Below are 26,176 nucleotides of genomic sequence, written 5' to 3' on the forward strand. Positions count from 1 at the left end.
TCCTAATATAAAAAAACCGGCCACATGGGCCGGTTTTTTTGTACCTCGACGTTGCGCCTTACAGGGCAGCAGCGTTCTCGGTCAGGTAAGCCGCAACGCCTTCTGGCGAAGCGTTCATGCCTTTGTCGCCTTTTTTCCAGTTGGCAGGGCAGACTTCGCCGTGCTCTTCGTGGAATTGCAGCGCGTCGACCAGACGGATCAGCTCTTCCATGTTACGGCCCAGCGGCAGGTCGTTGACGATCTGCGAGCGGACAACGCCTTTGTCGTCGATCAGGAACGCGCCACGGAAAGCCACGCCGCCTTCGGATTCAACGTCGTAGGCCTTGGCGATGTCGTGCTTCATGTCGGCAGCCATGGTGTATTTCACCTGACCGATGCCGCCATTGTTGACCGGGGTGTTGCGCCAGGCGTTGTGGGTGAAGTGCGAGTCGATCGACACGGCGATCACTTCTACGTTGCGTGCCTTGAAGTCGGCCATGCGGTTGTCCAGAGCGATCAGCTCGGACGGGCAGACGAAGGTGAAGTCCAGCGGGTAGAAGAACACCAGGCCGTATTTGCCTTTGATGGCCGAGGACAGGGTGAAGCTGTCAACGATCTCGCCATTGCCGAGTACGGCCGGGACGGTGAAGTCAGGGGCTTGTTTGCCTACGAGTACGCTCATTGATATCTCCTGGTGTAAAAACTTGAAGTTCAGGGTTCGGGCCAGCCTGGCACCCTCAGGCGACAGCCCTGTGACACGAACCCCCTTCGCAAGGGCCGACCATCATACACTGCGTTTTTCGACTGTCCTTAAAGGTTTTTCGCGAAATCCCGGCTGGCATTGCGCCATGAACCACCGTTCGTCAGTCACAGGCGTTGGCAATGAAAACCACTGGGAAAGCACTTTGACAATCATTCTCGTTAACATTAAGATCCATCGCAATTGAGTCACAACCAGCGACGGTTCTCACTTATGTATGTTTGCCTCTGCACTGGCGTCACCGACGGACAGATCCGCGAAGCGATCTATGAAGGTTGCTGCAGCTATAAAGAAGTCCGTCAGGCCACCGGCGTAGCCAGCCAATGCGGCAAATGTGCGTGCCTGGCGAAGGAAGTGGTCCGCGAAACCCTGACCAAGCTGCAAACCGCCCAGGCTGCGATCCCCTACCCGGCAGAATTTACCGCCGCGTAATTATCCCGAATTCGAAGAACCGGACTTATGTCCGGTTTTTTTATGCCTGAAAATCAACTGCTTAGCGTCTAGACGCGGAACACAAACATTCTTATTCCGATTAATTTTCATTTATTATTCAATAACTTAGGTTTGACACTTATAAATACCAAGCTCAAACTCTGCCTTATATACCGCTACTTAGGGCAGGACTCCCATCATGAAAGGCGACGTAACAGTCATCCAGCATCTCAACAAGATCCTTGCCAATGAGCTGGTCGCGATCAATCAGTACTTCCTGCATGCACGCATGTATGAAGATTGGGGCCTGAACAAGCTCGGCAAGCACGAGTACAAAGAATCCATCGACGAGATGAAGCACGCGGACAAGCTGATCAAGCGCATCCTGTTCCTCGAAGGCCTGCCGAACGTGCAGGATCTGGGCAAGCTGCACATCGGCGAGCACACCAAGGAAATGCTGGAGTGCGACCTGCGTATCGAGAAGACCGGCCATGCCGACCTGAAGGTCGCCATCGCCCACTGCGAATCCGTCGGTGATTTCGGCAGCCGCGAACTGCTCGAAGACATCCTTGAATCCGAAGAAGAACATATCGACTGGCTGGAAACCCAACTGGGCCTGATCGATAAAGTCGGTCTTGAGAACTATCTGCAATCGCAGATGGGCGAAGACGAGTAATTAGCCAGCGCTAAACTCGAGACACTAAAAAGCCCCGCCCTCTTTCGAGAGGCGGGGCTTTTTATTGCCCGGACTTCAGACTCGCCGAAATCCGGACAGAAACCAATCAGGCTTCGGACTTGGCCGCAGCAGCCTTGGCGGATGCTTCCTTGACCAGGGTCTGCAGCTCACCGTTGGCGAACATTTCAGCCATGATGTCGCTGCCGCCGACCAGTTCACCGCCGACCCACAGCTGCGGGAAAGTCGGCCAGTTGGCGTATTTCGGCAGGTTGGCGCGGATTTCCGGGTTCTGCAGGATGTCGACGTAGGCGAACTTCTCGCCACAGCCCATCACAGCCTGCGCAGCTTTCGCGGAGAAGCCACACTGCGGGGCATTCGGCGAGCCTTTCATGTAAAGCAGAATGGTGTTGTTGGCAATCTGCTCTTTAATCGTTTCGATGATATCCATGGAGCACCTCGGCTGAACTTTCCGACTCATGGGTCGGCACGGTGGCGCATTGTAACGGAATCCCGAGCGCCCTGCTCGGTCTCCCCGACAGACTTGCTCAAGCCGCCGCCACGGTCACCGGCACGCCATTGAGCGCCGCATTGCCTGAGAGCTCGTCGAGCTGGCATTCATCGGTCAGGTCATTGGCACTGGAACCGGGCTGACCGCTGGCGATCGCCATCTGCACACCTGGCCGGGCATGGCCCCATCCGTGCGGCAGGCTGACCACACCCTTCATCATGTCCGCACTGCCCAGCACTTCGACCTCGATCTGCCCGACCCGCGAACTCACCCGCACAAGCTGACCATCACTGAGCCCGCGACTGGCGAGATCGTCCGGGTTCATCAGCAACTGATGACGCGGCTTGCCCTTCACCAGCCGATGATAATTGTGCATCCAGGAATTATTGCTGCGCACATGACGGCGACCGATCATCAACAGCTCATCGGCGGCCGGCGCCTGCAACGCGGCGAAACGCGCCAGATCGGCGAGGATTTCCGGCGGCGCTGCCTGAACCTGCTGATTAACGGTTTTCAGGCGCGCCGCAAGATTCGGCTTCAATGGGCCCAGGTCGACACCGTGAGGATGGTCGAACAGAGTGGCCAGAGACAACCTGTGCTCGGACGCATCGCCGTAAAGGCCCATGCGCAACCCCATGTCGATCATCTTCGCTGGCGGCATCGTCGGTTTCAGCTCCTTGCCGGTCTTCGCGGCAAAGGCCTTGGCCAGGCCGACAAAGATCTCCCAGTCGTGCAACGCCCCTTCGGGTTTGACGAGAATCGCCCGGTTGAAGCGGGTGACGTTGCGCACCGCGAACAGGTTGAAGGTGGTGTCGTAATGATCGTTCTCCAGCGCCGAGGTCGACGGCAGGATCAGGTCGGCATAGCGCGTGGTTTCGTTGATATACAGGTCGACACTGACCATGAACTCCAGCCCGCCCAGCGCCTGCTCCAGTTGCCGGCCGTTGGGCGTGGACAGGACCGGATTGCCGGCCACGGTGATCAACGCGCGGATCTGCCCCTCGCCTTCGGTGAGCATTTCTTCGGCCAATGCCGAGACCGGCAACTCGCCGCCGTATTCAGGACGCCCGGATACGCGGCTCTGCCATTTGTTGAAGTGCCCGCCCGAAGTGGACGCCACCAGATCCACCGCAGGCTCGGTGCACAAGGCACCGCCAACGCGGTCGAGATTCCCGGTGACCAGATTGATCAACTGCACGACCCAATGGCACAGCGTGCCGAAGGCCTGAGTGGAAACACCCATCCGGCCGTAGCAAACGGCGCTTGGCGCCGCGGCGAAGTCCCGGGCCAGTTGGCGAATCTGTTCCGCGGGAACGGCGCACAACGAGCTCATGGCTTCGGCGGTGAACCCTGCCACCGCCGCGCGAACCTCATCAAGGCCGTCCACCGGCAAATGAGTGCCTCGAGCCAGCCCCTCATCGAATAGCGTGTTGAGCACACCAAACAACAACGCCGCATCGCCACCCGGGCGCACGAACAAATGCTGATCGGCCATCGCCGCCGTCTCGCTGCGCCGAGGATCGACCACCACCACTTTGCCGCCCCGGGCCTGGATCGCCTTCAGACGCTTCTCGACATCCGGCACGGTCATGATGCTGCCGTTGGACGCCAGCGGATTGCCGCCCAGGATCAGCATGAAATCGGTGTGATCGATATCCGGGATCGGCAGCAGCAGGCCGTGGCCGTACATCAAGTAGCTGGTCAGGTGATGGGGCAGTTGATCGACCGACGTCGCCGAATAGCGGTTGCGGGTTTTCAACAGGCCGAGGAAGTAGTTGCTGTGGGTCATCAGCCCGTAGTTGTGCACGCTGGGGTTGCCCTGATACACGGCGACCGCGTTCTGCCCATGACGCTCCTGAATCGCCGAGAGTTTTTCGGCGACCAGCTCGAACGCTTCGTCCCACTCGATAGGCAGCCATTCGCTGCCGACCCGGCGCATCGGCTGGCGCAGGCGATCCGGATCGTTCTGGATATCCTGCAGCGCGACGGCCTTGGGGCAGATGTGCCCACGACTGAACGTGTCCAGGGCATCGCCCTTGATCGAGGTGATCTGCACCTGGCCGTCGGTCTCGGTGGTTTCGATGGTCAAGCCGCAGATGGCTTCACACAGGTGGCAGGCACGGTGATGGAGAGTCTTGGTCATGGCCAGTCTCTGTCTTGTTCTGGGCAGGCAATCACGCCTGCGGGAACAAAACTATGGCCCGCGACCCGGTGCAGCGCCAGCGACGTTCGTCTTGTGAATCGGCGGCCATCAGGCCCGCCGATAGACCCGCGTCAGTTCGCCGGAAGCTGTGGCGGCGCGGCCAGCTGGATTTCCTGGATGGTCTCGATCTGCTCGTGGGCGACATGGACGCCGGTGAGTTCGCCGATCAGTCGCCAGTGCTCGTCGAGCCCGGCACTGATGGTCGCCATGCGATCGATCATCTGCCGGCTGGCGGCCTTGACCACGTCGTCATCGCTGCGCAGCAGTTCGAAGGACATCGAGGTCATCGAGGCGGTGAGGTGGGTCAATGAGCGTGCCGTGTGGCCCAGCAGTTCCATTAACAGTTTTTCTTTCGATTCCATGCGGAGGCTTCCTGCGTCGCTCGTGATTTATTTATAACCCAGCACTTTGCTTTAGCAAATGTTTCAGCCTGCGCATCCGACCAAGCGAACCGGTGGCTCACGGGTCGCAAACCGACCAGGGCTGTGCCATCCCCGCCGCGCCTGATTGCCAAGCCCGGTGGGGCCAGTGTACAAATGCCTCGCAACCCTCTCGAAAACTGACCGGAAATCACAGTGTTCGCACTGTTCTCACCCCGGCGCATTTCTGCAAAAACCGTAGCCTATTGGAAAAACGCGACATTTAGTGTCAATATCGCGCCTTCCCCTATTTCGTCGCCCCCGTGCGGCTTACGCCGCAGGTCTCGCCCGTTGTTCCGATAAACAAGGCTTTGAGCATCTGCGGTTTGTAGCAAAAAGGTAGTCAATGATGAGCGCAAGGCACTTTCTCTCCCTGATGGATTGCACGCCCGAAGAGCTGGTCAGCGTGATCCGTCGAGGCGTTGAGCTCAAGGACCTGCGTAACCGCGGCGTACTGTTCGAGCCTCTGAAAAACCGCGTCCTGGGGATGATCTTCGAGAAATCCTCGACCCGTACCCGAATCTCCTTCGAGGCCGGCATGATCCAGCTCGGCGGCCAGGCAATCTTCCTGTCCCCGCGCGACACCCAACTGGGTCGTGGCGAGCCGATCGGCGACTGCGCCATCGTCATGTCGAGCATGCTCGATGCGGTGATGATCCGTACCTTTGCCCACAGCACCCTGACCGAATTCGCCGCCAACTCCCGCGTGCCGGTGATCAACGGCCTGTCCGATGACCTGCACCCGTGCCAGTTGCTGGCCGACATGCAGACTTTCCTCGAACACCGTGGCTCGATCCAGGGCAAGACCGTGGCCTGGATCGGCGACGGCAACAACATGTGCAACAGCTATATAGAAGCGGCGATCCAGTTCGACTTCCAGTTGCGCGTGGCTTGTCCGGAAGGCTATGAGCCAAACCCTGAGTTCGTGGCCAAGGCCGGTGACCGCGTGACCATCGTCCGCGACCCGGAAGACGCCGTGCGCGGCGCGCATCTGGTGAGCACCGACGTCTGGACCTCCATGGGCCAGGAAGAAGAAACCGCCAAGCGCCTCAAACTGTTCGCGCCGTACCAGGTCACCCGCGCCCTGCTCGACCTGGCAGCCGAGGACGTGTTATTCCTGCACTGCCTTCCCGCCCACCGCGGTGAGGAAATCAGCCTCGACCTGCTCGATGACCCACGCTCCGTTGCCTGGGATCAGGCAGAAAACCGTCTCCACGCACAGAAGGCCCTGCTCGAGTTCCTCGTCGAACCGGCATATCACCACGCATGAGTCATGAATTACTGCTGAACCTGCGCAACCTCGCTTGCGGCTATCAAGATCAACGCGTGGTGCAGAACCTCAATCTGCACCTCAACGCCGGCGACATCGGTTGCCTGCTCGGCTCCTCGGGCTGCGGCAAAACCACCACCCTGCGCGCGATTGCCGGTTTCGAACCGGTGCACGAAGGGGAAATCTCTCTCGGCGGTGAAGTGATCTCCAGCGCCGGCTTCACCCTCGCCCCGGAGAAACGCCGGATCGGCATGGTGTTCCAGGACTACGCGCTGTTCCCGCACCTGAGTGTCGCGGACAACATCGCCTTCGGCATCCGCAAGCACCCGAACAAGGAGCGCGTCACCGAAGAGCTGCTGGAACTGGTCAACCTGAAGAACCTCGGCAAACGCTTCCCCCACGAGCTGTCCGGCGGCCAGCAACAACGTGTCGCCCTCGCCCGCGCCCTGGCGCCTGAGCCGCAGCTGTTGCTGCTCGACGAGCCGTTCTCCAACCTCGATGGCGAATTGCGACGCAAGCTCAGCCACGAAGTGCGGGACATCCTCAAGGCCCGTGGCACCAGCGCGATTCTGGTGACGCACGACCAGGAAGAAGCCTTCGCCGTCAGCGATCACGTCGGTGTGTTCAAGGAAGGCCGGCTGGAGCAGTGGGACACGCCCTACAACCTCTATCACGAACCGGCGACGCCGTTTGTGGCCAGCTTCATCGGTCAGGGTTACTTCATTCGCGGCCAGCTCGGCAGCCCGGAGTCGGTGCAGACCGAACTCGGTGAACTGCGCGGCAATCGCGCCTACACCTGGCCGATCGGTGGCGCGGTGGATGTGCTGCTGCGTCCGGACGACATCGTCTACGCGCCGGACAGCGGGTTGAAAGCACGGATCGTTGGAAAGACCTTCCTAGGCGCTTCGACCCTGTATCGCCTGCAACTGCCGACCGGCGCACAGCTGGAGTCGATCTTCCCGAGCCATGCCGACCATCAGGTGGGTGCGGATGTCGGGATTCGGGTGGCGGCGGAACATCTGGTGCTGTTCCAGGCCAGCGGCAGCACGGCAGCGCAGATTCCGGCCGTGGAAAACGGCGTCCGCCGTTACAGCACCGCGCACTGATCTGCACACAAACAATGAGGGAGCCTGATGGCTCCCTCATTTTTTGGCTTCAGCCCAGCATCAATGTGCCGCTGGCCACCAGCGTCGCATTGCCGCCGATCTTCACCCGCTCGCCTTCCAGCCGACAGAACAACTCACCGCCCCGCGCCGAACGCTGGCATGCAGTGAGGCTGGATTTGCCCAGACGTTTCGACCAGTAGGGAATCAGGCTGCAATGGGTCGAGCCGGTCACCGGGTCCTCATTGATGCCAATCGCCGGGGCGAAATAGCGCGAGACGAAGTCATGCTGATTACCCCGCGCGGTGATGATCGCGCCCAACCACGGCAGCTTGGCGAGGGCGACCATGTCCGGCTGGCAATCGAGCACCGCCTGCTCCGACTCCAGCACCACGAACAGCTCATTGGAACTCAGAACATCCACTGCCTGGACATTCAGCGCACGCTCGATCTCCAGGGTGACACCTTTCTCCACCGCTTCGATGGCCGGGAAATCCAGCCACAGCCTGTCGCCTTCGCGGCTGACGCTCAACGGCCCGGACTTGCAGGTGAAATCCAGACGCTCGGCCGTTTCCTTATAGATCTCGAACAACACATAGGCGCTGGCGAGTGTCGCGTGACCACACAGAGGCACCTCGGTGGTCGGCGTGAACCAGCGGATGTGCCACGCCTGCCCCTCGCGCACCAGAAACGCGGTTTCCGCCAGATTGTGCTCGGCGGCGATCTTCTGCATCAGTTCGTCCGCGAGCCACGCGTCGAGCCGATAGACCATTGCCGGATTGCCACTGAACGGCCGATCACTGAACGCGTCGACCTGATGAAACTCGAGCTGCATAACCTTCTCCCTGTGTCAGTCGAACGAGCATGCAGCGCCGGCCGGATCAGCGCCAGTGACAGTGCCGGCCAATTTTCTTCATACAGACGTCAAGGGCGACCGATGTCGGCAAATTTCGCCTGGGTGTGTTCCGCCAATACCGCCGGCGCCAGCTCCACTTCCAGCCCGCGCCGACCGGCGCTGACATAAATGGTCGCAAAAGGCTGGGCCGAGTTATCGATGAAGGTACGCAGGCGTTTTTTCTGCCCCAGCGGGCTGATGCCGCCCAACAGGTAACCGGTGGAACGTTGCGCCGCGGCCGGGTCGGCCATTTCGACTTTTTTCACCCCGGCGGCGTGGGCAAGCCCCTTGAGGTCGAGACTTCCGACGACCGGCACCACCGCCACCAGCAACTCACCCTTTTCACTGGCCGCCAGCAGCGTCTTGAACACCTGCGCCGGATCGAGTCCCAGCTTTTCCGCGGCCTCCAGCCCATACGACGCGGCCTTCGGGTCATGTTCGTAACTGTGCACGCGATGTTCGGCACGAACTTTTTTCAACAAGTCCAACGCAGGGGTCATGGCAGCTCCGGGCTCGGCAGTGACAAAAAATCCTGCGGCGGATTTTAGGCCATCGCTGTGCAAAAGGCTCTATCACGCGCCACGTTTCCCGGGGTTTGCAGGCCGATAACATTCGTGCAGAACGGGTAGCCCGCAGGATCATTCACATGACTGATAGTTTATTTGTGACTGACGGTTCACTTTCGACCTTTGACAGGTTTGTTTCTTGTCTATATTTTTTCGAATCTGAATAATGTAAGAATTATCGTCATCGCAGCACCCAGCAGTAAACCGGGAACAGGATGGGGATCCTGCCTCGGCGAAAATCGCGCCTTGCCCTGTCGGCAGCGCGCCAGACAACAACAAAAACCGAGGTTTTCAATGACAACTGCGTTACAGCAACCTTCGCTCTCGAGCCAGTGCCTGGCCGAGTTTCTGGGTACTGCACTCCTGATCTTTTTCGGTACGGGTTGTGTCGCCGCGCTCAAGGTCGCGGGCGCCAGCTTCGGCCTGTGGGAAATCAGCATCATCTGGGGCGTCGGCGTCAGCATGGCGATCTACCTCACCGCCGGCGTTTCCGGCGCGCACCTGAACCCTGCCGTCAGTATCGCCCTGAGCATTTTCGCCGACTTCGAAAAGCGCAAACTGCCGTTCTACATTCTGGCCCAGATCGCCGGCGCCTTCTGCGGCGCGCTGCTGGTGTACACGCTGTACAGCAACCTGTTCTTCGATTTCGAACAAACTCACCATATGGTTCGTGGCACTGAAGCCAGCCTCGAACTGGCGTCGGTGTTCTCCACCTTCCCGAACCCTGCGCTGTCGACCGCGCAGGCGTTTCTGGTCGAGATGATCATCACCGCGATCCTGATGGGCGTGATCATGTCCCTGACCGACGACAACAACGGCCTGCCGAAAGGCCCGCTGGCGCCACTGCTGATCGGTCTGCTGATTGCCGTGATCGGCAGCTCGATGGGCCCGCTGACCGGTTTCGCGATGAACCCGGCCCGGGACTTCGGTCCGAAACTGATGACTTTCTTCGCCGGCTGGGGTGAAATTTCTTTCACCGGCGCACGCGAAATCCCGTACTTCCTGATTCCGATTTTTGCACCGATTGTCGGTGCCTGCCTCGGCGCTGCCGGGTATCGCGGGCTGATTGCCCGTCACCTGACCGGCGCCACACCTGCTACAAAGGATGCAGAACCGGCCATTGACGGCAAACCAAGAACTTCTTGAAACAGTCGGCGCGGGCTCCTGCCCTTTTAGAGCCCGCGCCACGGCCCACTCTCCCTTATTTCGTCCAAGGCAATCGACATGACCGACATTCAGAATAAGAACTACATCATTGCCCTCGATCAGGGTACGACCAGCTCCCGGGCGATCATTTTCGACCGCGACGCGAACGTGGTCTGCACCGCACAACGCGAATTCGCCCAGCATTACCCGCAAGCTGGCTGGGTCGAACACGACCCGATGGAAATCTTCGCCACCCAGAGCGCGGTAATGGTCGAAGCGCTGGCCCAGGCCGGCCTGCACCATGACCAGGTCGCCGCCATCGGTATCACCAACCAGCGTGAAACCACCGTAGTCTGGGACAAGACCACCGGCCGCCCGGTGTACAACGCGATCGTCTGGCAATGCCGCCGCAGCACCGAGATCTGCCAGCAGCTCAAGCGCGACGGTCATGAAGACTACATCCGCGACACCACGGGCCTGGTCACCGACCCGTACTTCTCCGGCACCAAACTGAAGTGGATCCTCGACAACGTCGAAGGCAGCCGCGAACGTGCGCGCAACGGCGAACTGCTGTTCGGCACCGTCGACAGCTGGCTGATCTGGAAATTCACCGGCGGCAAGGTCCACGTCACCGACTACACCAACGCCTCGCGCACCATGCTCTTCAACATCCACTCGCTGGAGTGGGACGCGAAGATGCTGGAGATCCTCGACATCCCGCGCGAAATGCTGCCGGAAGTCAAAGCCTCCTCGGAAATCTACGGCCGTACCAAAAGCGGCATCGCCATCGGCGGTATCGCCGGCGACCAGCAGGCTGCACTGTTCGGCCAGATGTGCGTCGAGCCGGGCCAGGCGAAAAACACCTACGGTACCGGTTGCTTCCTGCTGATGAACACCGGCGACAAAGCGGTCAAATCGCAACACGGCATGCTCACCACTATCGCTTGCGGCCCGCGCGGCGAAGTGGCTTATGCCCTGGAAGGCGCGGTGTTCAACGGTGGTTCGACCGTACAGTGGCTGCGCGATGAACTGAAAATCGTCAACGACGCCCACGACACCGAATACTTCGCCAATAAAGTGAAAGACAGCAACGGCGTGTACCTGGTGCCAGCCTTCACCGGCCTCGGCGCACCTTACTGGGACCCGTATGCCCGTGGCGCGCTGTTCGGCCTGACCCGTGGCGTGCGCGTGGATCACATCATCCGCGCTGCGCTGGAATCGATTGCCTACCAGACCCGCGACGTCCTCGACGCCATGCAACAGGACTCCGGCGAACGCCTGAAAGCCCTGCGCGTGGACGGTGGCGCCGTGGCGAACAACTTCTTGATGCAGTTCCAGGCCGACATCCTCGGCACCCAGGTCGAGCGTCCGAAAATGCGCGAAACCACGGCGCTGGGCGCAGCTTATCTGGCCGGTCTGGCATGCGGTTTCTGGGGCAGCCTGGAAGAACTGCGCGGCAAGGCCGTGATCGAGCGCGAGTTCGAACCGAGCCTGGACGAGGCGGCAAAAGAGAAGCTCTATAAAGGCTGGAAAAAAGCCGTCAGCCGTACCCGCGACTGGGAACGTGAAGACGCTGAATAAGCCAGTCTGAGGACTGACTAAGGCTGGAAACTGGTAGGGAGGAGATTCCTGCGGCATCATGGGCAAATTTTGCACGGCAGCCCAAAGGAAGCCCCATGAATCTGCCTCCCCGTCAGCAGCAAATCCTCGAGCTGGTCCGCGAACGCGGCTATGTGAGCATCGAGGAAATGGCCACGCTGTTCGTTGTTACCCCGCAAACCATCCGCCGCGATATCAATCAGCTGGCGGAAGCCAATCTGCTGCGTCGCTACCACGGCGGCGCCGCCTATGATTCCAGCGTCGAAAACACCGCCTACGCGATGCGCGCCGATCAGATGCGCGATGAAAAGCAACGCATCGGCGAAGCCATCGCCGCGCAGATTCCCGATCACGCCTCGCTGTTCATCAACATCGGCACCACCACCGAATCGATTGCCCGCGCCCTGCTCAATCACAGCCACCTGAAGATCATCACCAACAACCTGCACGTCGCTTCGATGCTCAGTGCCAAGGATGATTTCGATGTGCTGCTCACCGGCGGCAACGTGCGTCGCGACGGGGGCGTGGTGGGGCAGGCGAGCGTGGACTTCATCAACCAGTTCAAGGTCGACTTTGCACTGGTGGGCATCAGCGGTATCGACGAAGACGGCAGCCTGCTCGATTTCGATTACCAGGAAGTGCGGGTGTCACAGGCGATCATCGCCAATGCCCGTCAGGTGATCCTGGCGGCGGACTCCAGCAAGTTCGGGCGTAACGCGATGATCCGCCTCGGCCCGATCAGCCTGATCGATTGCCTGGTGACCGACCAGCAGCCAGTGCCAGCCCTGGCGCAACTGCTGAGCCAGCACAAGATTCGCCTGGAAGTCGTTTAACCCCTCCTTACATCCTCAGCGCCTGTACTGGCGCCTTCGCGGGCAAGCCCGCTCCCACAGTGCCTGTGGCGTTCATCAGCTCTGTGAACGACGAAAGTCCTGTGGGAGCGGGCTTGCCCGCGAAAGCGATCTCACAAGCGCCCCCATCCGCGCTCTAACGCGCATTTCATGTTCGAATATTTTCCTTTCTCGGTCCTTCGATGAGTTTTTTCAATCGAAGTCGACTGGCTGCGCGCGTCTTTATGGGCTACCATTTTCGCAAATGAACATTCATGTTCGATTTCCAAGACAGAAAATCAAAAGAGCCCGAGGCCAGCCGATGTCTACATCTACCTTGCGTACGCCCCCTATCTCCGAGATCTACGATATCGCCGTCATCGGCGGCGGGATCAATGGCGTGGGGATCGCAGCGGATGCCGCCGGTCGCGGTCTTTCGGTGTTCCTTTGCGAAAAGGACGACCTGGCCAGCCACACCTCCTCGGCCAGCAGCAAGCTGATCCACGGTGGCCTGCGTTACCTCGAACATTACGAATTCCGTCTGGTGCGCGAAGCCCTGGCCGAACGCGAAGTGCTGCTGGCCAAGGCCCCGCACATCGTCAAGCCAATGCGTTTCGTGCTGCCGCACCGCCCGCACCTGCGCCCGGCGTGGATGATCCGCGCGGGCCTGTTCCTTTATGACCACCTCGGCAAGCGCGAAAAACTGGCGGGCTCGAAAAGCCTGAAGTTCGGTGCCGACAGCGCACTGAAAAGCGAAATCAGCAAAGGCTTCGAATACTCCGACTGCTGGGTCGACGACGCCCGCCTCGTGGTACTGAACGCCATGGCCGCCCGTGAAAAAGGCGCGCACATTCACACCCAGACCCGTTGCGTCAGCGCCCGCCGCGCCAAGGGCCTGTGGCACCTGAACCTGGAACGCGCCGACGGCAGCCTGTTTTCGATCACCGCCAAAGCGCTGGTGAACGCGGCCGGCCCGTGGGTCGCCAAGTTCATCCGTGACGACCTGAAGATGGAATCGCCGTACGGCATCCGTCTGATCCAGGGCAGCCACATCATCGTGCCGAAGCTGTACGAAGGCGATCACGCGCACATCCTGCAAAACGAAGATCAGCGCATCGTTTTCACCATTCCGTACCTGAACAACCTGACCCTGATCGGCACCACCGACCGCGAGTACACCGGCGATCCGGCCAAAGTGGCCATCACCGATGGCGAAACCGATTACCTGCTGAAAGTGGTCAACGCCCACTTCAAGAAGCAGATCAGCCGTGACGACATCCTGCACACCTACTCGGGCGTGCGTCCGCTGTGCAACGACGAATCCGACAACCCGTCGGCCGTGACTCGCGACTACACACTTGCACTGTCCGGCAGCACCGAAGAAGCGCCGCTGCTGTCGGTGTTCGGCGGCAAGCTGACCACCTACCGCAAACTCGCCGAGTCGGCGATGGCGCAGCTGATGCCGTTCTTCACCCAGATGCGCCCGAGCTGGACGGCCACCGCCACCCTGCCCGGCGGCGAAGACATGACCACCCCGCAGGCCTTGAGCGCGCTGATCCGCGACAAGTTCGACTGGGTACCGACCGAAATCGCTCGCCGCTGGGCCACCACCTACGGCAGCCGTACCTGGCGCATGCTCGAAGGCGTCGACACTCTGGCCGACCTGGGTGAACACATTGGCGGCGGGCTCTACACCCGCGAAGTCGATTACTTGTGCACCGAAGAGTGGGCCACCACGGCACACGACATTCTGTGGCGTCGCAGCAAACTGGGCCTGTTCACCACGGCGGACGAGCAAGAGCGATTGGCGGCGTACCTGAACAAGGTCGAGCAGAACCGCAGCAGGATCGAAGCGGCCTGATCCATTCGTCATTGAACAAAAAGCCCCTGAATCGAAAGATTCAGGGGCTTTTTTCATTCAGGCTGAAACAAGCTGCAATAAGGATGTTCGGTTTTCCGAACGCGACCTGGCAGTCAATTCGGTTAACCGGATCAGATTCACGAAAAAACACCATCACAAAACTTTAATAACGTTATAAATCAATGCATTGAACTGTATCGACTGGTCTGGCACGACTCATGCTCTACACTCCTTCGACGAATGCCTGTTGCGCCAACACACCAGGAGCCGTCAGGCATTCGAAGCACAAAAGGGCCCGCTCAACCGGCTCCATAAAAAAAACAATGTCGAGGAAAATTTGATGCGCATCGTTCCCCATATCCTGGGCGCAGCCATTGCTGCCGCTCTGATCAGCACACCAGTTTTCGCTGCCGAACTCACCGGCACCCTTAAGAAGATCAAAGAGTCCGGCGTCATCACCCTGGGCCACCGTGACGCTTCCATTCCTTTCTCCTACATCGCTGACGCTTCCGGCAAGCCGGTCGGCTACTCCCACGATATCCAGCTGGCCATCGTCGAAGCGATCAAGAAAGACCTCGACCTGCCAAACCTGCAGGTCAAATACAACCTCGTCACCTCGCAGACCCGTATCCCGCTGGTGCAGAACGGCACCGTGGACGTCGAGTGCGGCTCCACCACCAACAACGTCGAGCGTCAGCAACAGGTCGACTTCTCCGTCGGCATCTTCGAAATCGGTACCCGCCTGCTGTCCAAGGCTGACTCCAAGTACAAGGATTTCGACGACCTGAAAGGCAAGAACGTCGTGACCACCGCCGGCACCACTTCCGAGCGCATCCTCAAGGCGATGAACGCTGACAAGCAGATGGGCATGAACGTGATCTCCGCCAAGGACCACGGTGAATCCTTCCAGATGCTGGAGTCGGGCCGTGCCGTTGCGTTCATGATGGACGACGCCCTGCTGGCCGGCGAAGCTGCCAAAGCCAAGAAAGCCTCCGACTGGGCCGTCACCGGTACTCCACAGTCGTACGAAATCTACGGCTGCATGATGCGCAAAGGCGACGAGCCGTTCAAAAAGGCTGTCGACGACGCCATCAAGGCAACCTACGCCTCGGGCGAGATCAACAAGATCTACGAAAAATGGTTCATGCAGCCGATTCCGCCAAAAGGCCTGAACCTGAACTTCCCGATGAGCGACGAGCTCAAGGCCCTGATCGCCAATCCGACCGACAAAGCGGCTGACGACAAGAAATCCTGATTTCTGACTAACCTTATCCCCTGAGAAGGCGCCTGCCTTTTCAGGGGATGGTCACTCCCTGCTGGCACTTATTGGAAACACTCGAACCGGTGGCTGTCGAGCCGATCGCGTGTGCCTGATTTTCACAATCAGGGCGGGAACGGAGCTTCCCCAGGCGGGCACTTGTACATTGATCGAATCAAGGGGAGACCCTAATGAATTACAACTGGGACTGGAGCGTGTTCTTCAAGTCCACCGGCGTGGGCAGCGAGACCTATCTCGACTGGTTCATCTCCGGTCTGGGCTGGACCATCGCCATCGCCATCGTGGCCTGGATCATCGCCCTGCTGCTCGGCTCGCTGCTGGGCATCATGCGCACCGTGCCGAACCGCATCGTGTCGGGCATCGCGACCTGCTACGTCGAACTGTTCCGTAACGTGCCGCTGCTGGTTCAGCTGTTCATCTGGTACTTCCTGGTGCCCGATCTGCTGCCGCCGGATCTGCAGGAGTGGTACAAGCAGGACCTGAACCCGACCACCTCGGCCTACCTGAGCGTTGTCGTCTGCCTGGGCCTGTTTACCGCCGCCCGTGTCTGCGAACAGGTTCGCACCGGTATCCAGGCGCTGCCACGCGGTCAGGAATCCGCCGCCCGCGCCATGGGTTTCAAGCTGCCGCAGATCTACTGGAACGTGCTGCTGCCCCAGGCCTACCGGATCATCATTCCACCGCTCACCTCGGAATTCCTGAACGTGTTCAAGAACTCCTCCGTGGCGTCCCTGATCGGTTTGATGGAACTGCTGGCGCAAACCAAACAGACCGCCGAATTCTCGGCCAACCTGTTTGAAGCCTTCACCCTGGCGACCCTGATCTACTTCACCCTCAACATGAGCCTGATGCTGCTGATGCGCATGGTCGAGAAGAAAGTCGCCGTGCCCGGCCTGATCTCCGTGGGGGGTAAATAATGGAATTCGATTTCAGTGGCATCGTTCCGGCCATTCCCGGCCTGTGGAACGGCATGCTGATGACCCTCAAGCTGATGGCGCTGGGCGTGGTCGGCGGGATCATCCTCGGCACCATCCTCGCGCTGATGCGCCTGTCCCACAGCAAACTGCTGTCGAGCATCGCCGGCGCCTACGTCAACTACTTCCGTTCGATCCCGCTGCTGCTGGTGATCACCTGGTTCTACCTGGCAGTGCCGTTCGTGCTGCGCTGGATCACCGGCGAAGACACCCCGATCGGCGCGTTCACCTCGTGCATCGTGGCGTTCATGATGTTCGAAGCGGCGTACTTCTGTGAAATCGTCCGGGCCGGCGTGCAGTCGATCCCGAAAGGCCAGATGGGTGCCGCCCAGGCACTGGGCATGACCTACGGCCAGATGATGCGCCTGATCATCCTGCCCCAGGCGTTCCGCAAGATGACCCCGCTGCTGCTGCAGCAGAGCATCATCCTGTTTCAGGACACCTCGCTGGTCTACACCGTGGGTCTGGTGGACTTCCTCAACGCCTCGCGCGCCAGTGGCGACATCATTGGCCGCTCGAATGAGTTCCTGATCTTCGCAGGTCTCGTGTACTTCACCATCAGCTTTGCCGCCTCGGTGCTGGTCAAGCGTCTGCAAAAAAGGTTCGCCGTATGATCTCTATCAAGAACATCAACAAGTGGTATGGGGACTTCCAGGTGCTGACCGATTGCAGCACCGAGGTCAAAAAGGGTGAAGTGATCGTGGTCTGCGGCCCGTCCGGTTCGGGCAAGTCGACCCTGATCAAGTGCGTCAACGCACTGGAGCCGTTCCAGAAAGGCGACATCGTGGTCGACGGCACGTCGATTGCCGATCCGAAGACCAACCTGCCGAAACTGCGCTCGCGCGTCGGCATGGTGTTCCAGCATTTCGAACTGTTCCCGCACCTGACCATCACCGAAAACCTGACCATCGCGCAGATCAAGGTGCTGGGCCGCAGCAAGGAGGAAGCGACCAAGAAAGGCCTGCAACTGCTCGAGCGCGTCGGCCTGTCGGCTCACGCCCACAAGCACCCGGGCCAGTTGTCCGGCGGTCAGCAACAGCGTGTGGCAATTGCCCGTGCGCTGGCGATGGACCCGATCGTCATGCTGTTCGACGAACCGACCTCGGCGCTGGACCCGGAAATGGTCAACGAAGTGCTCGACGTGATGGTGCAACTGGCCCACGAAGGCATGACCATGATGTGCGTGACCCACGAAATGGGCTTCGCCCGTAAAGTGGCCGACCGCGTGATCTTCATGGACGCCGGCAAGATCATCGAAGACTGCAAGAAAGAAGAGTTCTTTGGCGACATCAGCCAACGCTCCGAACGCGCGCAGCATTTCCTCGAGAAAATCCTGCAGCACTAAAAAACACTGTGATCCCGGTGGGAGCGGGCTTGCCCGCGATGAGGCCCTGTCAGTTGTCGATGATCTCGACTGACAGACCGCTATCGCTGGCAAGCCAGCTCCCACAGGGGCAGTGGCAGCTCTGAGGTAAGTGTTGTGGTTGACCCAAGGCATCTGTGATGAAATGCGACCCCACTCTCTATCGCGCCACGCCGCCATCACTTGCCGTGAAACCCCGTCTGATCCGCCACCTGTTCCTGCCGCCGCTGGTCATCGCCCTGATGATCGGACTGGGTTACATCGGTTTCTGGACCAGTGAACATTTCGGCATCCGCAGCCTCGGCGAAAACGGCCAGCGCCAGCTGGAACTGCACGCCCGCGCGGTCGAAAGCGAGATCAGCAAATACACCTACCTGCCCAGCCTGCTGGAACTCGAATCGAGCGTTTCGCAGTTGCTGGACGACCCGACCCCGGAACACCGGCAAACGGTCAACGATTACCTTGAAGGCCTGAACCGGCGCAGCCGCAGTCGGGCCATCTATGTCATGGACACCACCGGCCGCGTCATGGCCACCAGCAACTGGCGCGACGTCGACAGTTACCTCGGTGAGGACCTGTCGTTCCGCGCCTACTTCCAGAACGCCATCCGCGGCCAGCCCGGACGTTTCTACGGGATCGGCAGTACCAACGGCGAGCCCGGTTATTACCTGGCTCACGGCCTCGAAGAACACGGCAAGATCATCGGCGTCGCGGTGGTCAAGGTACGCCTGGAAGCCATGGAAGAACGCTGGCAGCGGGCGCGACTGGAAGCGTTCGTCAGCGATGAAAACGGCATCATCATTCTCTCCAGCGATCCGGCCCGGCGTCTGAAATCGGTCATACCGCTGAGTGACGAGATCAAGGAAAAACTCGCCCGCAGCCTGCAGTACTACTGGTTTCCGCTGAACGAGCTGCAACCGCTGGCCCGGGAAACCCTGTCCGAAGGCGTGGAAAAACTCACCTTCCCGGCCAACAGCGAAGTGCCGAGCCAACAGGATGGCGATGAAGAAAACATCAGCTACCTGGCGCAAACCCGGCCGTTGAGCGACACCCCGTGGAATTTCACCCTGCTCACGCCGTTGCAGGATCTGCGGCGCGAGGCGATCAATCAGGGGATTCTGGTGGCCGTGGCGTTTGCCTTGGTGGCGTTCCTGCTGATTGCCTGGAACGAGCGGCGCAAGGTCATCGCCACCCGCCTCGCCGCCCGGGAAGCCCTGCAGGAAGCCAACAATCAACTGGAGCGTCGGATTACCGAACGCACCGCCGACCTGCGCGCCAGCAACGACCGGCTCAAGAGTCAGATCCGCGAACGGCGTCAGGCTGAAGAGACTTTGCGCCGCGCCCAGGACGAACTGGTGCAGGCCGGCAAACTCGCGGCCATCGGCCAGATGTCCACCAGCATCGCCCACGAACTGAATCAGCCGCTGGCAGCAATGCGCACGCTGTCGGGCAACACCATTCGCTTCCTTGAGCGCGGCCAGCTCGATGTCGCCAGTACCAACCTCAAGACCATCAACGACCTGATCGACCGCATGGGCAGGATCACCGCCAGCCTGCGCTCATTCGCCCGGCGCGGCGACGACAAGGGCCGCGCCAGCCTCGGCAAAGCAGTGGATGCCGCGCTGCAAGTACTCGGCGCCCGTGTCGAAAGTGCCTCCCTGCAACTGCATCGCCAGTTCGACGATGTGCAGGTGCAGATCGACCAGACGCGCCTGGAACAGATTCTGGTCAACCTGATCGGCAACGCCCTCGACGCCATGCAGACGCAACCGCTGCCGGAGCTGTGGCTGGAAGGCGAAGAATTCAACGGCAAATATCGCCTGCGGGTGCGCGACAACGGCCACGGCATCGACGCCGAAGCGCGCAAGCACCTGTTCGAACCGTTCTTCACCACCAAACCCGGCGAACAGGGCCTGGGCCTCGGCCTGACCCTGTCGGCCAGCCTGGCCGCCGCCACCGGCGGGCATCTGGGTGTCGAACACCCGGCCAGCGGTGGTACCACCTTCGTCCTCAGTTTACCGTTGGTAAGCCCTACTCCTGCCGAGCCAATATGAACAACGACCTTAGTGTGCTGATCGTCGAAGACGATCCCCATGTGCTGCTCGGCTGCCAGCAGGCGCTGACCCTGGAAGACATCCCGTGCATCGGCGTCGGCAGTGCCGAAGAAGCGCTGGAGCAGGTCGGCGACAACTTCGCCGGGATCGTCATCAGCGACATTCGCCTGCCGGGCATCGACGGTCTGGAACTGCTGACCCGGCTCAAGCAACGCGACCGCAGCCTGCCTGTGGTGCTGATCACCGGCCACGGCGACATCTCCATGGCGGTCGGCGCGATGCAGAAAGGCGCCTACGACTTCATGGAGAAACCGTTCTCCCCCGAGCGTCTGGTCGATGTGGCCCGGCGTGCGCTGGAGCAACGCAGCCTGAATCGCGAAGTCTCCTCCCTGCGCCGGCAACTGGCCGAACGCGATTCCCTTGAAGGGCGGATCATCGGTCGCTCGCCGGCCATGCAGAACCTGCGCGAGCTGATCGCCAACGTCGCCGACACCTCGGCCAACGTATTGATCGAAGGCGAGACCGGCACCGGCAAGGAACTGGTCGCCCGTTGCCTGCACGATTTCAGCCGCCGCCACACCAAACAGTTCGTCGCGCTGAACTGCGGTGGCCTGCCGGAAAACCTGTTCGAAAGCGAAATCTTCGGCCACGAGGCCAATGCCTTCACCGGCGCCGGCAAACGGCGGATCGGCAAGATCGAACACGCCGACGGCGGCACGCTGTTCCTCGATGAAGTGGAAAGCATGCCGCTGCCGTTGCAGATCAAACTGCTGCGGGTATTGCAGGAACGCACCCTCGAACGCCTCGGCTCGAACCAGAGCGTGGCGGTGGATTGCCGGGTGATTGCGGCGACCAAGTCCGACCTCGACGAGTCGAGCAAGGCCGGGGAATTTCGCAGCGACTTGTACTACCGCCTCAACGTGGTGACGCTGGAACTGCCGCCCCTGCGCGAACGCCGCGAAGACATCCTGCAACTGTTCGAACACTTCACCCAGCAATCGGCCCTGCGTTTCGACCGCGCGCTGCCGGAGCTGGACAACCAGACGTTGTCGAGCCTGATGAGCCACGACTGGCCGGGCAACGTAAGGGAACTGCGCAACGTCGCCGAGCGTTTTGCCCTCGGTTTGCCGGCGTTCAAGAAATCCGGCGCGGGTAACGCAGGTCAGGGGCTGGCGTTCGCCGAAGCAGTGGAAGCGTTCGAACGCAACCTGCTCAGTGATGCCCTGCAACGCAGCGGCGGCAACCTGACCCAGGCCAGCCTGGAACTCGGTATGGCCAAGACCACGCTGTTCGACAAAGTGAAAAAATACGGGCTAAGCCATTAAGCGAGAACGACGTGGATCTGATTTTCAAGGCAATGCTCGGTGCGGCAGTGGTGGTGATCCTCGCCATGCTGGCCAAGACCAAGAACTACTACATCGCAGGGCTGGTGCCGCTGTTCCCGACCTTCGCCCTGATCGCCCACTACATCGTCGGCAAGGGCCGTTCGGTCGACGACCTGAAGACCACCATCGTCTTCGGCATGTGGTCGATCATTCCGTACTTCGTCTATCTGGCAACGCTGTACGTGATGGTCGACCGCATGCGCCTCGAAGCTTCGCTGGCGGTCGCGGCCGTGGCGTGGCTGATGGCGGCGACCGTGCTGGTGTCGGTGTGGGTACGGCTTCACGCCTGAGTCAGAGCAGGTTGTGTTCCGCCACCGGTTCGATCTGCGCCCAGTGCGACGTGTCTTCGCGATGCTCACGCAGATACGGCAACACCGCCGCCAGCAACGGCTCCTTGAACGCTTCCTGAAAGCGGTGCGCCAGCCCTGGAATCAGCCGCAGCTGACTACCACGAATGTGCGCCGCCAGATGCACGCCGTGCATCACCGGCAACAACGGATCGGCCGTGCCATGCACCACCAGGGTCGGGACGCGCAGTTGATTGAGCAACGCCACCCGGCTCGGTTCGGCGAGGATCGCCATGATCTGGCGCTTCACGCCTTCGGGGTTGAACGCCCGGTCATAGGACAGTGCCGCCTGATGCAGCAACGCCTGGCGATCATCAGTGACCGTCGGACTGCCCAGCGCCGCCAGCAGATCAGCCTGTTGCTCCAGCGCGATCTGGCGATTGGGGGCGCCACGCCGTGACAACAATTGCACCAACGCCGCACTCGGCGCCGGCAACCCTTCGGCGCCGGAACTGGTCATGATCAGCGTCAGGCTCTCGACCCGTTGCGGCGCCATCGCCGCCATGTGCTGGGCGATCATCCCGCCCATGCTCGCGCCCAGCACGTGGAATTGCTCGACGTGCAACGCGTCCATCAGGCCCAGCGCATCGCCGGCCATGTCGGTCAGGCTGTAAGGCGCCGCCACCGGCAGACCGAGTTTGTATCGCAGCACCTCAAAGGTCAGGTTGGCTTCGGCCGGCGTCTGGCGCCAGGTCGACAGACCGACATCGCGGTTGTCATAACGGATCACCCGAAAACCCTGCTGACACAGCGCGACCACCACTTCATCGGGCCAGTGGATCAACTGCCCGCCCAGCCCCATCACCAGCAACAGCGCCGGGTCCGACGCACGGCCGATGCTCTGGTACGCCAGGCTCACCTGCTCCAGATCGACCCGTTCGGTCGGTACATTGACGTCGCAACGCGACGCCGCATAGGACGCCGGAACGAAAAAAACCGCGGCCAACAACGCCGAGATTGCAAAAAATCCCTTGAACATGAAAAACACCGAAACGCAGAACCCCAGTAGAGCGCGAGTCTGATGAAGTTTGTTCAAGCGCGCTGCCACAGTTCGATGACAGTTTGATGAAGAGTGCCGAGCGGTCGGCACTCTTCATCCGGTGCTGCCGTTACGCCAACTGACTGCGCAACTGTCGCGCCGCCGCCACCATGTTGACCAGCGCCGCTTCGGTCTCCGGCCACGCGCGGGTCTTGAGGCCGCAATCGGGGTTGACCCACAGGCGCTGCGCCGGGATGCGCTTGACCGCTTTACTCATCAACTTGACCATCTCGGCGGTGTCCGGCACGCGCGGCGAGTGGATGTCGTAGACGCCCGGGCCGATGTCGTTCGGGTAGTCGAACGCTTCGAAGGCTTCGAGCAACTCCATGTCCGAACGCGAGGTTTCGATGGTGATCACGTCGGCGTCCATGTCGGCGATCGCCTTGATCACGTCATTGAATTCGCTGTAGCACATGTGGGTGTGAATCTGGGTTTCATCCTTCACCCCCGACGCTGTCAGGCGGAACGCCTGCACGGCCCAGTCGAGGTATTCCTGCCATTGTTCACGGCGCAGCGGCAGGCCTTCGCGGAACGCGGCTTCGTCGATCTGCACGATCTTGATTCCGGCGTTTTCCAGGTCCACCACTTCGTCACGCAGGGCCAGCGCCAATTGTTGCGCCTGGATTTTGCGCGATACGTCCTCACGGGGGAACGACCACATCAGCATGGTCACCGGGCCGGTCAGCATGCCTTTCATGACCTTGTCGGTCAGGCTCTGGGCGTAGGTGATCCAGTCCACGGTCATGGCGTTCGGACGGCTGAGGTCGCCATATATCACCGCCGGTTTCACGCAACGGGAACCGTAGCTCTGGACCCAGCCGAAGCGGGTGAACAGGTAACCGTCGAGCTGCTCGGCGAAGTACTCGACCATGTCGTTGCGCTCGGCTTCACCGTGCACCAGCACATCGAGGCCCAGACGTTCCTGCACCTGTACCGCGTGGCGGATTTCGCTGCGCATGGCATCGTGGTAGTCGTTGGCCGACAACTTGCCCTGCTTGAACGCCTGACGGGCCAGACGAATCGAGCCAGTCTGCGGGAACGAGCCAATGGTGGTGGTCGGGAACGCCGGCAATTTCAGACGCGCCTGTTGCGTGGCGATGCGTTTGGCGAACGGCGAATGGCGCTGGCTGTCGCTGGCATTGATCGCCTCGATCCGGGCCTGCACGGCGGCCTTGTGAATGCGCGGCGAGCGGGCGCGACTCTCTTGAATGGCGCGACTTTCGGCCAGCGCGTTTTGTACTCTCGGCGCTTGTGGATCATTCAGCGCATCACGCAGCACGGAGATTTCGGCGCATTTCTGCACGGCGAATGCCAGCCAGCTTTTCAGTTCCGGATCCAGCTTGTCTTCGCGCTCGACATCCACCGGACTGTGCAGCAACGAGCAGGAACTGCTGACCCACAGGTTGTCGCCAAAACGCTCCTGCGCCGGTTGCAACTGCGCCAGCGCCTGCTCCAGTTCGCAGCGCCAGACGTTACGCCCGTTGACCAGACCCACCGAAAGAATCTTGTAGGTCGGCAGACGATCAAGCACCTGACCGAGCTGATCGGGCGCACGCACCGCGTCGATGTGCAGACCTTGTACCGGCAGGCCGACGGCCAGGCCGAGGTTGTCTTGCAGGCCGCTGAAATAGGTCGCCACCAGTTTTTTCAGCGGCGAGTACTGAAGGATGTGATAGGCGCGTTCGAACGCACTTTTCCAGGCTTGCGGCAGGTCCAGCGTAAGGATTGGTTCGTCGATCTGCACCCACTCCACGCCCTGTGCGGCGAGGCGACCGAGGATCTCGTTATAGACCGGCAGCAGGCGCTCAAGCAGATCGAGCTTGTCAAAGTCGTTGCCTTTCGCCTTGCCCAGCCACAGATAAGTCAGCGGGCCGATGATCACCGGTTTGACGTTGTGACCGAGGGCCTTGGCTTCTTCGACTTCATCGAACAGCTGTTCCCAGCTCAACTTGAATTGCTGGTCGGCGGTGAATTCCGGGACCAGGTAGTGGTAGTTGGTGTCGAACCACTTGGTCAGCTCTTGCGCGTACTGGGTCTTGCCGTGCTCACCGCCGCAGCAGGACGACGTGGCGCCACGGGCCATGGCGAACAGCGTATCGAGGGTCGGCAGGCCGCGCTCGTCACGCACAGCGTCGAAGCGCTCGGGGATCACACCGAAGGTCAGCGAGTGGGTCAGCACCTGGTCGTACCAGGCGAAGTCGCCGACCGGCAGCAGGTCGATGCCGGCGTCCTTCTGCAATTGCCAGTGTCTGGCACGCAGCTCGCGGCCGACCTGATTCAAAGCGGCCTGATCGAGATCGCCTTTCCAACAGGCTTCGAGGGCCTTTTTCAGTTCGCGGTCGGCGCCGATGCGCGGGAAACCAAGGGTGTGGGCCACGGCCATGTCGAGTGTTCTCCATTGCGTAAAAGATGGCGCCATTGTCGACAGCCAGGACAACATGAGACAAACTCAACCTTTTCGTGTTGATCACAAATTTTCCTCACGGAGCCAGCGGTGCTTGAGATCCGTCACCTGAAAACCCTGCATGCCCTGCGCGAAGCCGACAGCCTGGTCGATGCAGCCGACCGCCTGCACTTGACCCAGTCGGCGCTGTCCCACCAGTTCAAGGAGCTGGAAGAACGCATGGGCATGCCGTTGTTCGTGCGCAAGACCAAACCGGTGCGCTTCACCAGCGCCGGCCTGCGCCTGCTGCAACTGGCCGACGCGACCCTGCCGCTGCTGCGCGCCGCCGAACGCGACATCGGGCGTCTGGCCGGGGGCACCGCCGGGCGTCTGCACATGGCCATCGAATGCCACAGCTGCTTCCAGTGGCTGATGCCGACCATCGACCAGTTCCGCGATGCGTGGCCGGAAGTCGAGCTAGACCTCGCCTCGGGTTTCTCATTTGCCCCGCTGCCGGCGCTGGCCCGGGGCGATCTGGATCTGGTGGTGACGTCCGACCCGCTGGAAATCGCCGGCATCACCTACGTGCCGCTGTTCACCTACGAAGCCATGCTCGCGGTCGCCAATCAGCACGTATTGGCGAGCAAACCGTACATCGTCCCCGAAGACCTGCTGACCGAAACCCTGATCACTTATCCGGTGGAACGTGACCGCCTCGATATCTTCACCCGCTTCCTCGAACCGGCCGACATCGAACCGGCACAGGTACGCACGTCAGAGCTGACGGTGATGATGATGCAACTGGTAGCCAGCGGCCGTGGCGTGTGCGGCATGCCGCACTGGGCGCTGCATGAATACAGCTCGCGGGGTTACGTGAAGGGCAAGCGGCTGGGCGAGAAAGGTCTGTTTGCCACGCTGTACGCGGCGATCCGCGCCGACATGCTGGACGCGCCGTACATGCGCGATTTCCTGCTGACGGCCAAGGACACGTCGTTCTCGACCCTGGACGGGGTCAGCGCGGTTCGTTGATCTGCGGACACCTCAAATCATTGCAGGATTGAGCCTGCTCGCGATAGCGATCTGTCAGTCATCCTCTAAGCGCCTG

24 protein-coding genes are annotated in these 26,176 nt (G+C 60.7%); 16 read left to right on the top strand and 8 right to left on the bottom strand.

The window, feature by feature from the left end:
• Positions 1 to 58: 58 nt before the first annotated feature.
• Complete coding sequence (locus tag IHQ43_RS23200) at positions 59 to 661, bottom strand: peroxiredoxin (protein WP_007953195.1); 603 nt, start codon at positions 659 to 661, stop codon at positions 59 to 61.
• A gap of 291 nt (positions 662 to 952) precedes the next feature.
• Between IHQ43_RS23200 and IHQ43_RS23205 the strand changes: the two genes are divergently transcribed.
• On the top strand, positions 953 to 1,171 hold the full coding sequence (locus tag IHQ43_RS23205) for a bacterioferritin-associated ferredoxin (protein WP_007953193.1): 219 nt from the start codon (positions 953 to 955) through the stop codon (positions 1,169 to 1,171).
• A gap of 199 nt (positions 1,172 to 1,370) precedes the next feature.
• The gene (gene bfr / locus IHQ43_RS23210; RefSeq protein WP_007953192.1) at positions 1,371 to 1,847 is read left to right on the top strand and encodes a bacterioferritin; all 477 of its coding nucleotides are present in this window, start codon (positions 1,371 to 1,373) and stop codon (positions 1,845 to 1,847) included.
• A gap of 106 nt (positions 1,848 to 1,953) precedes the next feature.
• On the opposite strand, the gene grxD is transcribed toward bfr, so the two are convergent.
• The 3 genes from grxD to IHQ43_RS23225 all read right to left on the bottom strand — a co-directional run bounded on the left by grxD (position 1,954) and on the right by IHQ43_RS23225 (position 4,920).
• Positions 1,954 to 2,295, bottom strand: a complete 342-nt coding sequence (gene grxD / locus IHQ43_RS23215) for a Grx4 family monothiol glutaredoxin (protein ID WP_003227729.1) — start codon at positions 2,293 to 2,295, stop codon at positions 1,954 to 1,956.
• Positions 2,296 to 2,392: 97 nt separating this feature from the next.
• A complete protein-coding gene (locus IHQ43_RS23220) occupies positions 2,393 to 4,498 on the bottom strand; it encodes a molybdopterin oxidoreductase family protein (protein WP_192562254.1) in 2,106 nt (701 codons plus the stop codon).
• Positions 4,499 to 4,629: 131 nt separating this feature from the next.
• Positions 4,630 to 4,920 (bottom strand): hypothetical protein, encoded by a 291-nt coding sequence (locus tag IHQ43_RS23225; RefSeq protein WP_007953190.1) that lies wholly within the window; start codon positions 4,918 to 4,920, stop codon positions 4,630 to 4,632.
• Positions 4,921 to 5,326: 406 nt separating this feature from the next.
• Between IHQ43_RS23225 and argF the strand changes: the two genes are divergently transcribed.
• Together argF and IHQ43_RS23235 are read left to right on the top strand one after the other, a co-directional pair.
• A complete protein-coding gene (argF, locus tag IHQ43_RS23230) occupies positions 5,327 to 6,247 on the top strand; it encodes an ornithine carbamoyltransferase (RefSeq protein ID WP_192562255.1) in 921 nt (306 codons plus the stop codon).
• Entirely contained in the window at positions 6,244 to 7,353 is a 1,110-nt protein-coding gene (locus IHQ43_RS23235; RefSeq protein WP_179693896.1) for an ABC transporter ATP-binding protein, read from the top strand. The genes argF and IHQ43_RS23235 overlap by 4 nt, the downstream gene beginning before the upstream one ends.
• Before the next feature lie 49 nt (positions 7,354 to 7,402).
• Here IHQ43_RS23235 and IHQ43_RS23240 read toward each other — a convergent pair whose 3' ends face one another.
• Positions 7,403 to 8,185 carry a PhzF family phenazine biosynthesis protein gene (locus IHQ43_RS23240; protein WP_192562256.1) on the bottom strand — a complete coding sequence of 261 codons (783 nt, stop codon included), beginning with the start codon at positions 8,183 to 8,185 and terminating at the stop codon, positions 7,403 to 7,405.
• An 89-nt stretch (positions 8,186 to 8,274) separates the two neighbouring features.
• A complete protein-coding gene (gene ybaK, locus IHQ43_RS23245; protein WP_007953184.1) occupies positions 8,275 to 8,745 on the bottom strand; it encodes a Cys-tRNA(Pro) deacylase in 471 nt (156 codons plus the stop codon).
• Positions 8,746 to 9,105: 360 nt separating this feature from the next.
• Between ybaK and IHQ43_RS23250 the strand changes: the two genes are divergently transcribed.
• The 11 genes from IHQ43_RS23250 to IHQ43_RS23300 all read left to right on the top strand — a co-directional run bounded on the left by IHQ43_RS23250 (position 9,106) and on the right by IHQ43_RS23300 (position 21,592).
• Entirely contained in the window at positions 9,106 to 9,957 is an 852-nt protein-coding gene (locus IHQ43_RS23250; protein ID WP_085610878.1) for an MIP/aquaporin family protein, read from the top strand.
• A 78-nt stretch (positions 9,958 to 10,035) separates the two neighbouring features.
• Positions 10,036 to 11,538 carry a glycerol kinase GlpK gene (gene glpK, locus IHQ43_RS23255; protein WP_192562257.1) on the top strand — a complete coding sequence of 501 codons (1,503 nt, stop codon included), beginning with the start codon at positions 10,036 to 10,038 and terminating at the stop codon, positions 11,536 to 11,538.
• A 95-nt stretch (positions 11,539 to 11,633) separates the two neighbouring features.
• The gene (locus IHQ43_RS23260; protein ID WP_007953179.1) at positions 11,634 to 12,389 is read left to right on the top strand and encodes a DeoR/GlpR family transcriptional regulator; all 756 of its coding nucleotides are present in this window, start codon (positions 11,634 to 11,636) and stop codon (positions 12,387 to 12,389) included.
• 319 nt (positions 12,390 to 12,708) lie between these two features.
• Positions 12,709 to 14,247 carry a glycerol-3-phosphate dehydrogenase gene (gene glpD, locus IHQ43_RS23265; protein WP_192562258.1) on the top strand — a complete coding sequence of 513 codons (1,539 nt, stop codon included), beginning with the start codon at positions 12,709 to 12,711 and terminating at the stop codon, positions 14,245 to 14,247.
• Positions 14,248 to 14,587: 340 nt separating this feature from the next.
• On the top strand, positions 14,588 to 15,502 hold the full coding sequence (locus IHQ43_RS23270) for a glutamate/aspartate ABC transporter substrate-binding protein (RefSeq protein WP_011335750.1): 915 nt from the start codon (positions 14,588 to 14,590) through the stop codon (positions 15,500 to 15,502).
• Positions 15,503 to 15,696: 194 nt separating this feature from the next.
• The gene (locus IHQ43_RS23275) at positions 15,697 to 16,443 is read left to right on the top strand and encodes an amino acid ABC transporter permease (protein ID WP_192562259.1); all 747 of its coding nucleotides are present in this window, start codon (positions 15,697 to 15,699) and stop codon (positions 16,441 to 16,443) included.
• On the top strand, positions 16,443 to 17,114 hold the full coding sequence (locus tag IHQ43_RS23280) for an amino acid ABC transporter permease (protein WP_007953172.1): 672 nt from the start codon (positions 16,443 to 16,445) through the stop codon (positions 17,112 to 17,114). Before IHQ43_RS23275 ends, IHQ43_RS23280 begins: the two co-directional genes overlap by 1 nt.
• Positions 17,111 to 17,845 (top strand): amino acid ABC transporter ATP-binding protein, encoded by a 735-nt coding sequence (locus tag IHQ43_RS23285; protein ID WP_007953170.1) that lies wholly within the window; start codon positions 17,111 to 17,113, stop codon positions 17,843 to 17,845. The genes IHQ43_RS23280 and IHQ43_RS23285 overlap by 4 nt, the downstream gene beginning before the upstream one ends.
• A gap of 158 nt (positions 17,846 to 18,003) precedes the next feature.
• Positions 18,004 to 19,917 carry a two-component sensor histidine kinase AauS gene (gene aauS, locus IHQ43_RS23290; RefSeq protein WP_192562260.1) on the top strand — a complete coding sequence of 638 codons (1,914 nt, stop codon included), beginning with the start codon at positions 18,004 to 18,006 and terminating at the stop codon, positions 19,915 to 19,917.
• Positions 19,914 to 21,242, top strand: coding sequence for a two-component response regulator AauR (gene aauR / locus IHQ43_RS23295; RefSeq protein WP_192562261.1), 1,329 nt, complete (start codon positions 19,914 to 19,916; stop codon positions 21,240 to 21,242). The genes aauS and aauR overlap by 4 nt, the downstream gene beginning before the upstream one ends.
• 20 nt (positions 21,243 to 21,262) lie before the next feature.
• Complete coding sequence (locus IHQ43_RS23300; RefSeq protein ID WP_192565048.1) at positions 21,263 to 21,592, top strand: GlpM family protein; 330 nt, start codon at positions 21,263 to 21,265, stop codon at positions 21,590 to 21,592.
• A gap of 1 nt (position 21,593) precedes the next feature.
• On the opposite strand, the gene IHQ43_RS23305 is transcribed toward IHQ43_RS23300, so the two are convergent.
• Together IHQ43_RS23305 and metE are read right to left on the bottom strand one after the other, a co-directional pair.
• On the bottom strand, positions 21,594 to 22,628 hold the full coding sequence (locus tag IHQ43_RS23305) for an alpha/beta fold hydrolase (protein ID WP_192562262.1): 1,035 nt from the start codon (positions 22,626 to 22,628) through the stop codon (positions 21,594 to 21,596).
• A 130-nt stretch (positions 22,629 to 22,758) separates the two neighbouring features.
• On the bottom strand, positions 22,759 to 25,071 hold the full coding sequence (metE, locus tag IHQ43_RS23310; RefSeq protein WP_192562263.1) for a 5-methyltetrahydropteroyltriglutamate--homocysteine S-methyltransferase: 2,313 nt from the start codon (positions 25,069 to 25,071) through the stop codon (positions 22,759 to 22,761).
• A gap of 111 nt (positions 25,072 to 25,182) precedes the next feature.
• Here metE and metR point away from each other — a divergent pair, with 111 nt between their 5' ends.
• Positions 25,183 to 26,100: a transcriptional regulator MetR gene (gene metR / locus IHQ43_RS23315; protein ID WP_011335758.1), complete on the top strand. Its 918-nt coding sequence runs from the start codon at positions 25,183 to 25,185 to the stop codon at positions 26,098 to 26,100.
• Positions 26,101 to 26,176 lie beyond the last annotated feature (76 nt).

It is taken from the genome of Pseudomonas gozinkensis (genome assembly GCF_014863585.1).
Classification (GTDB): Bacteria; Pseudomonadota; Gammaproteobacteria; order Pseudomonadales; family Pseudomonadaceae; genus Aquipseudomonas; species Aquipseudomonas gozinkensis.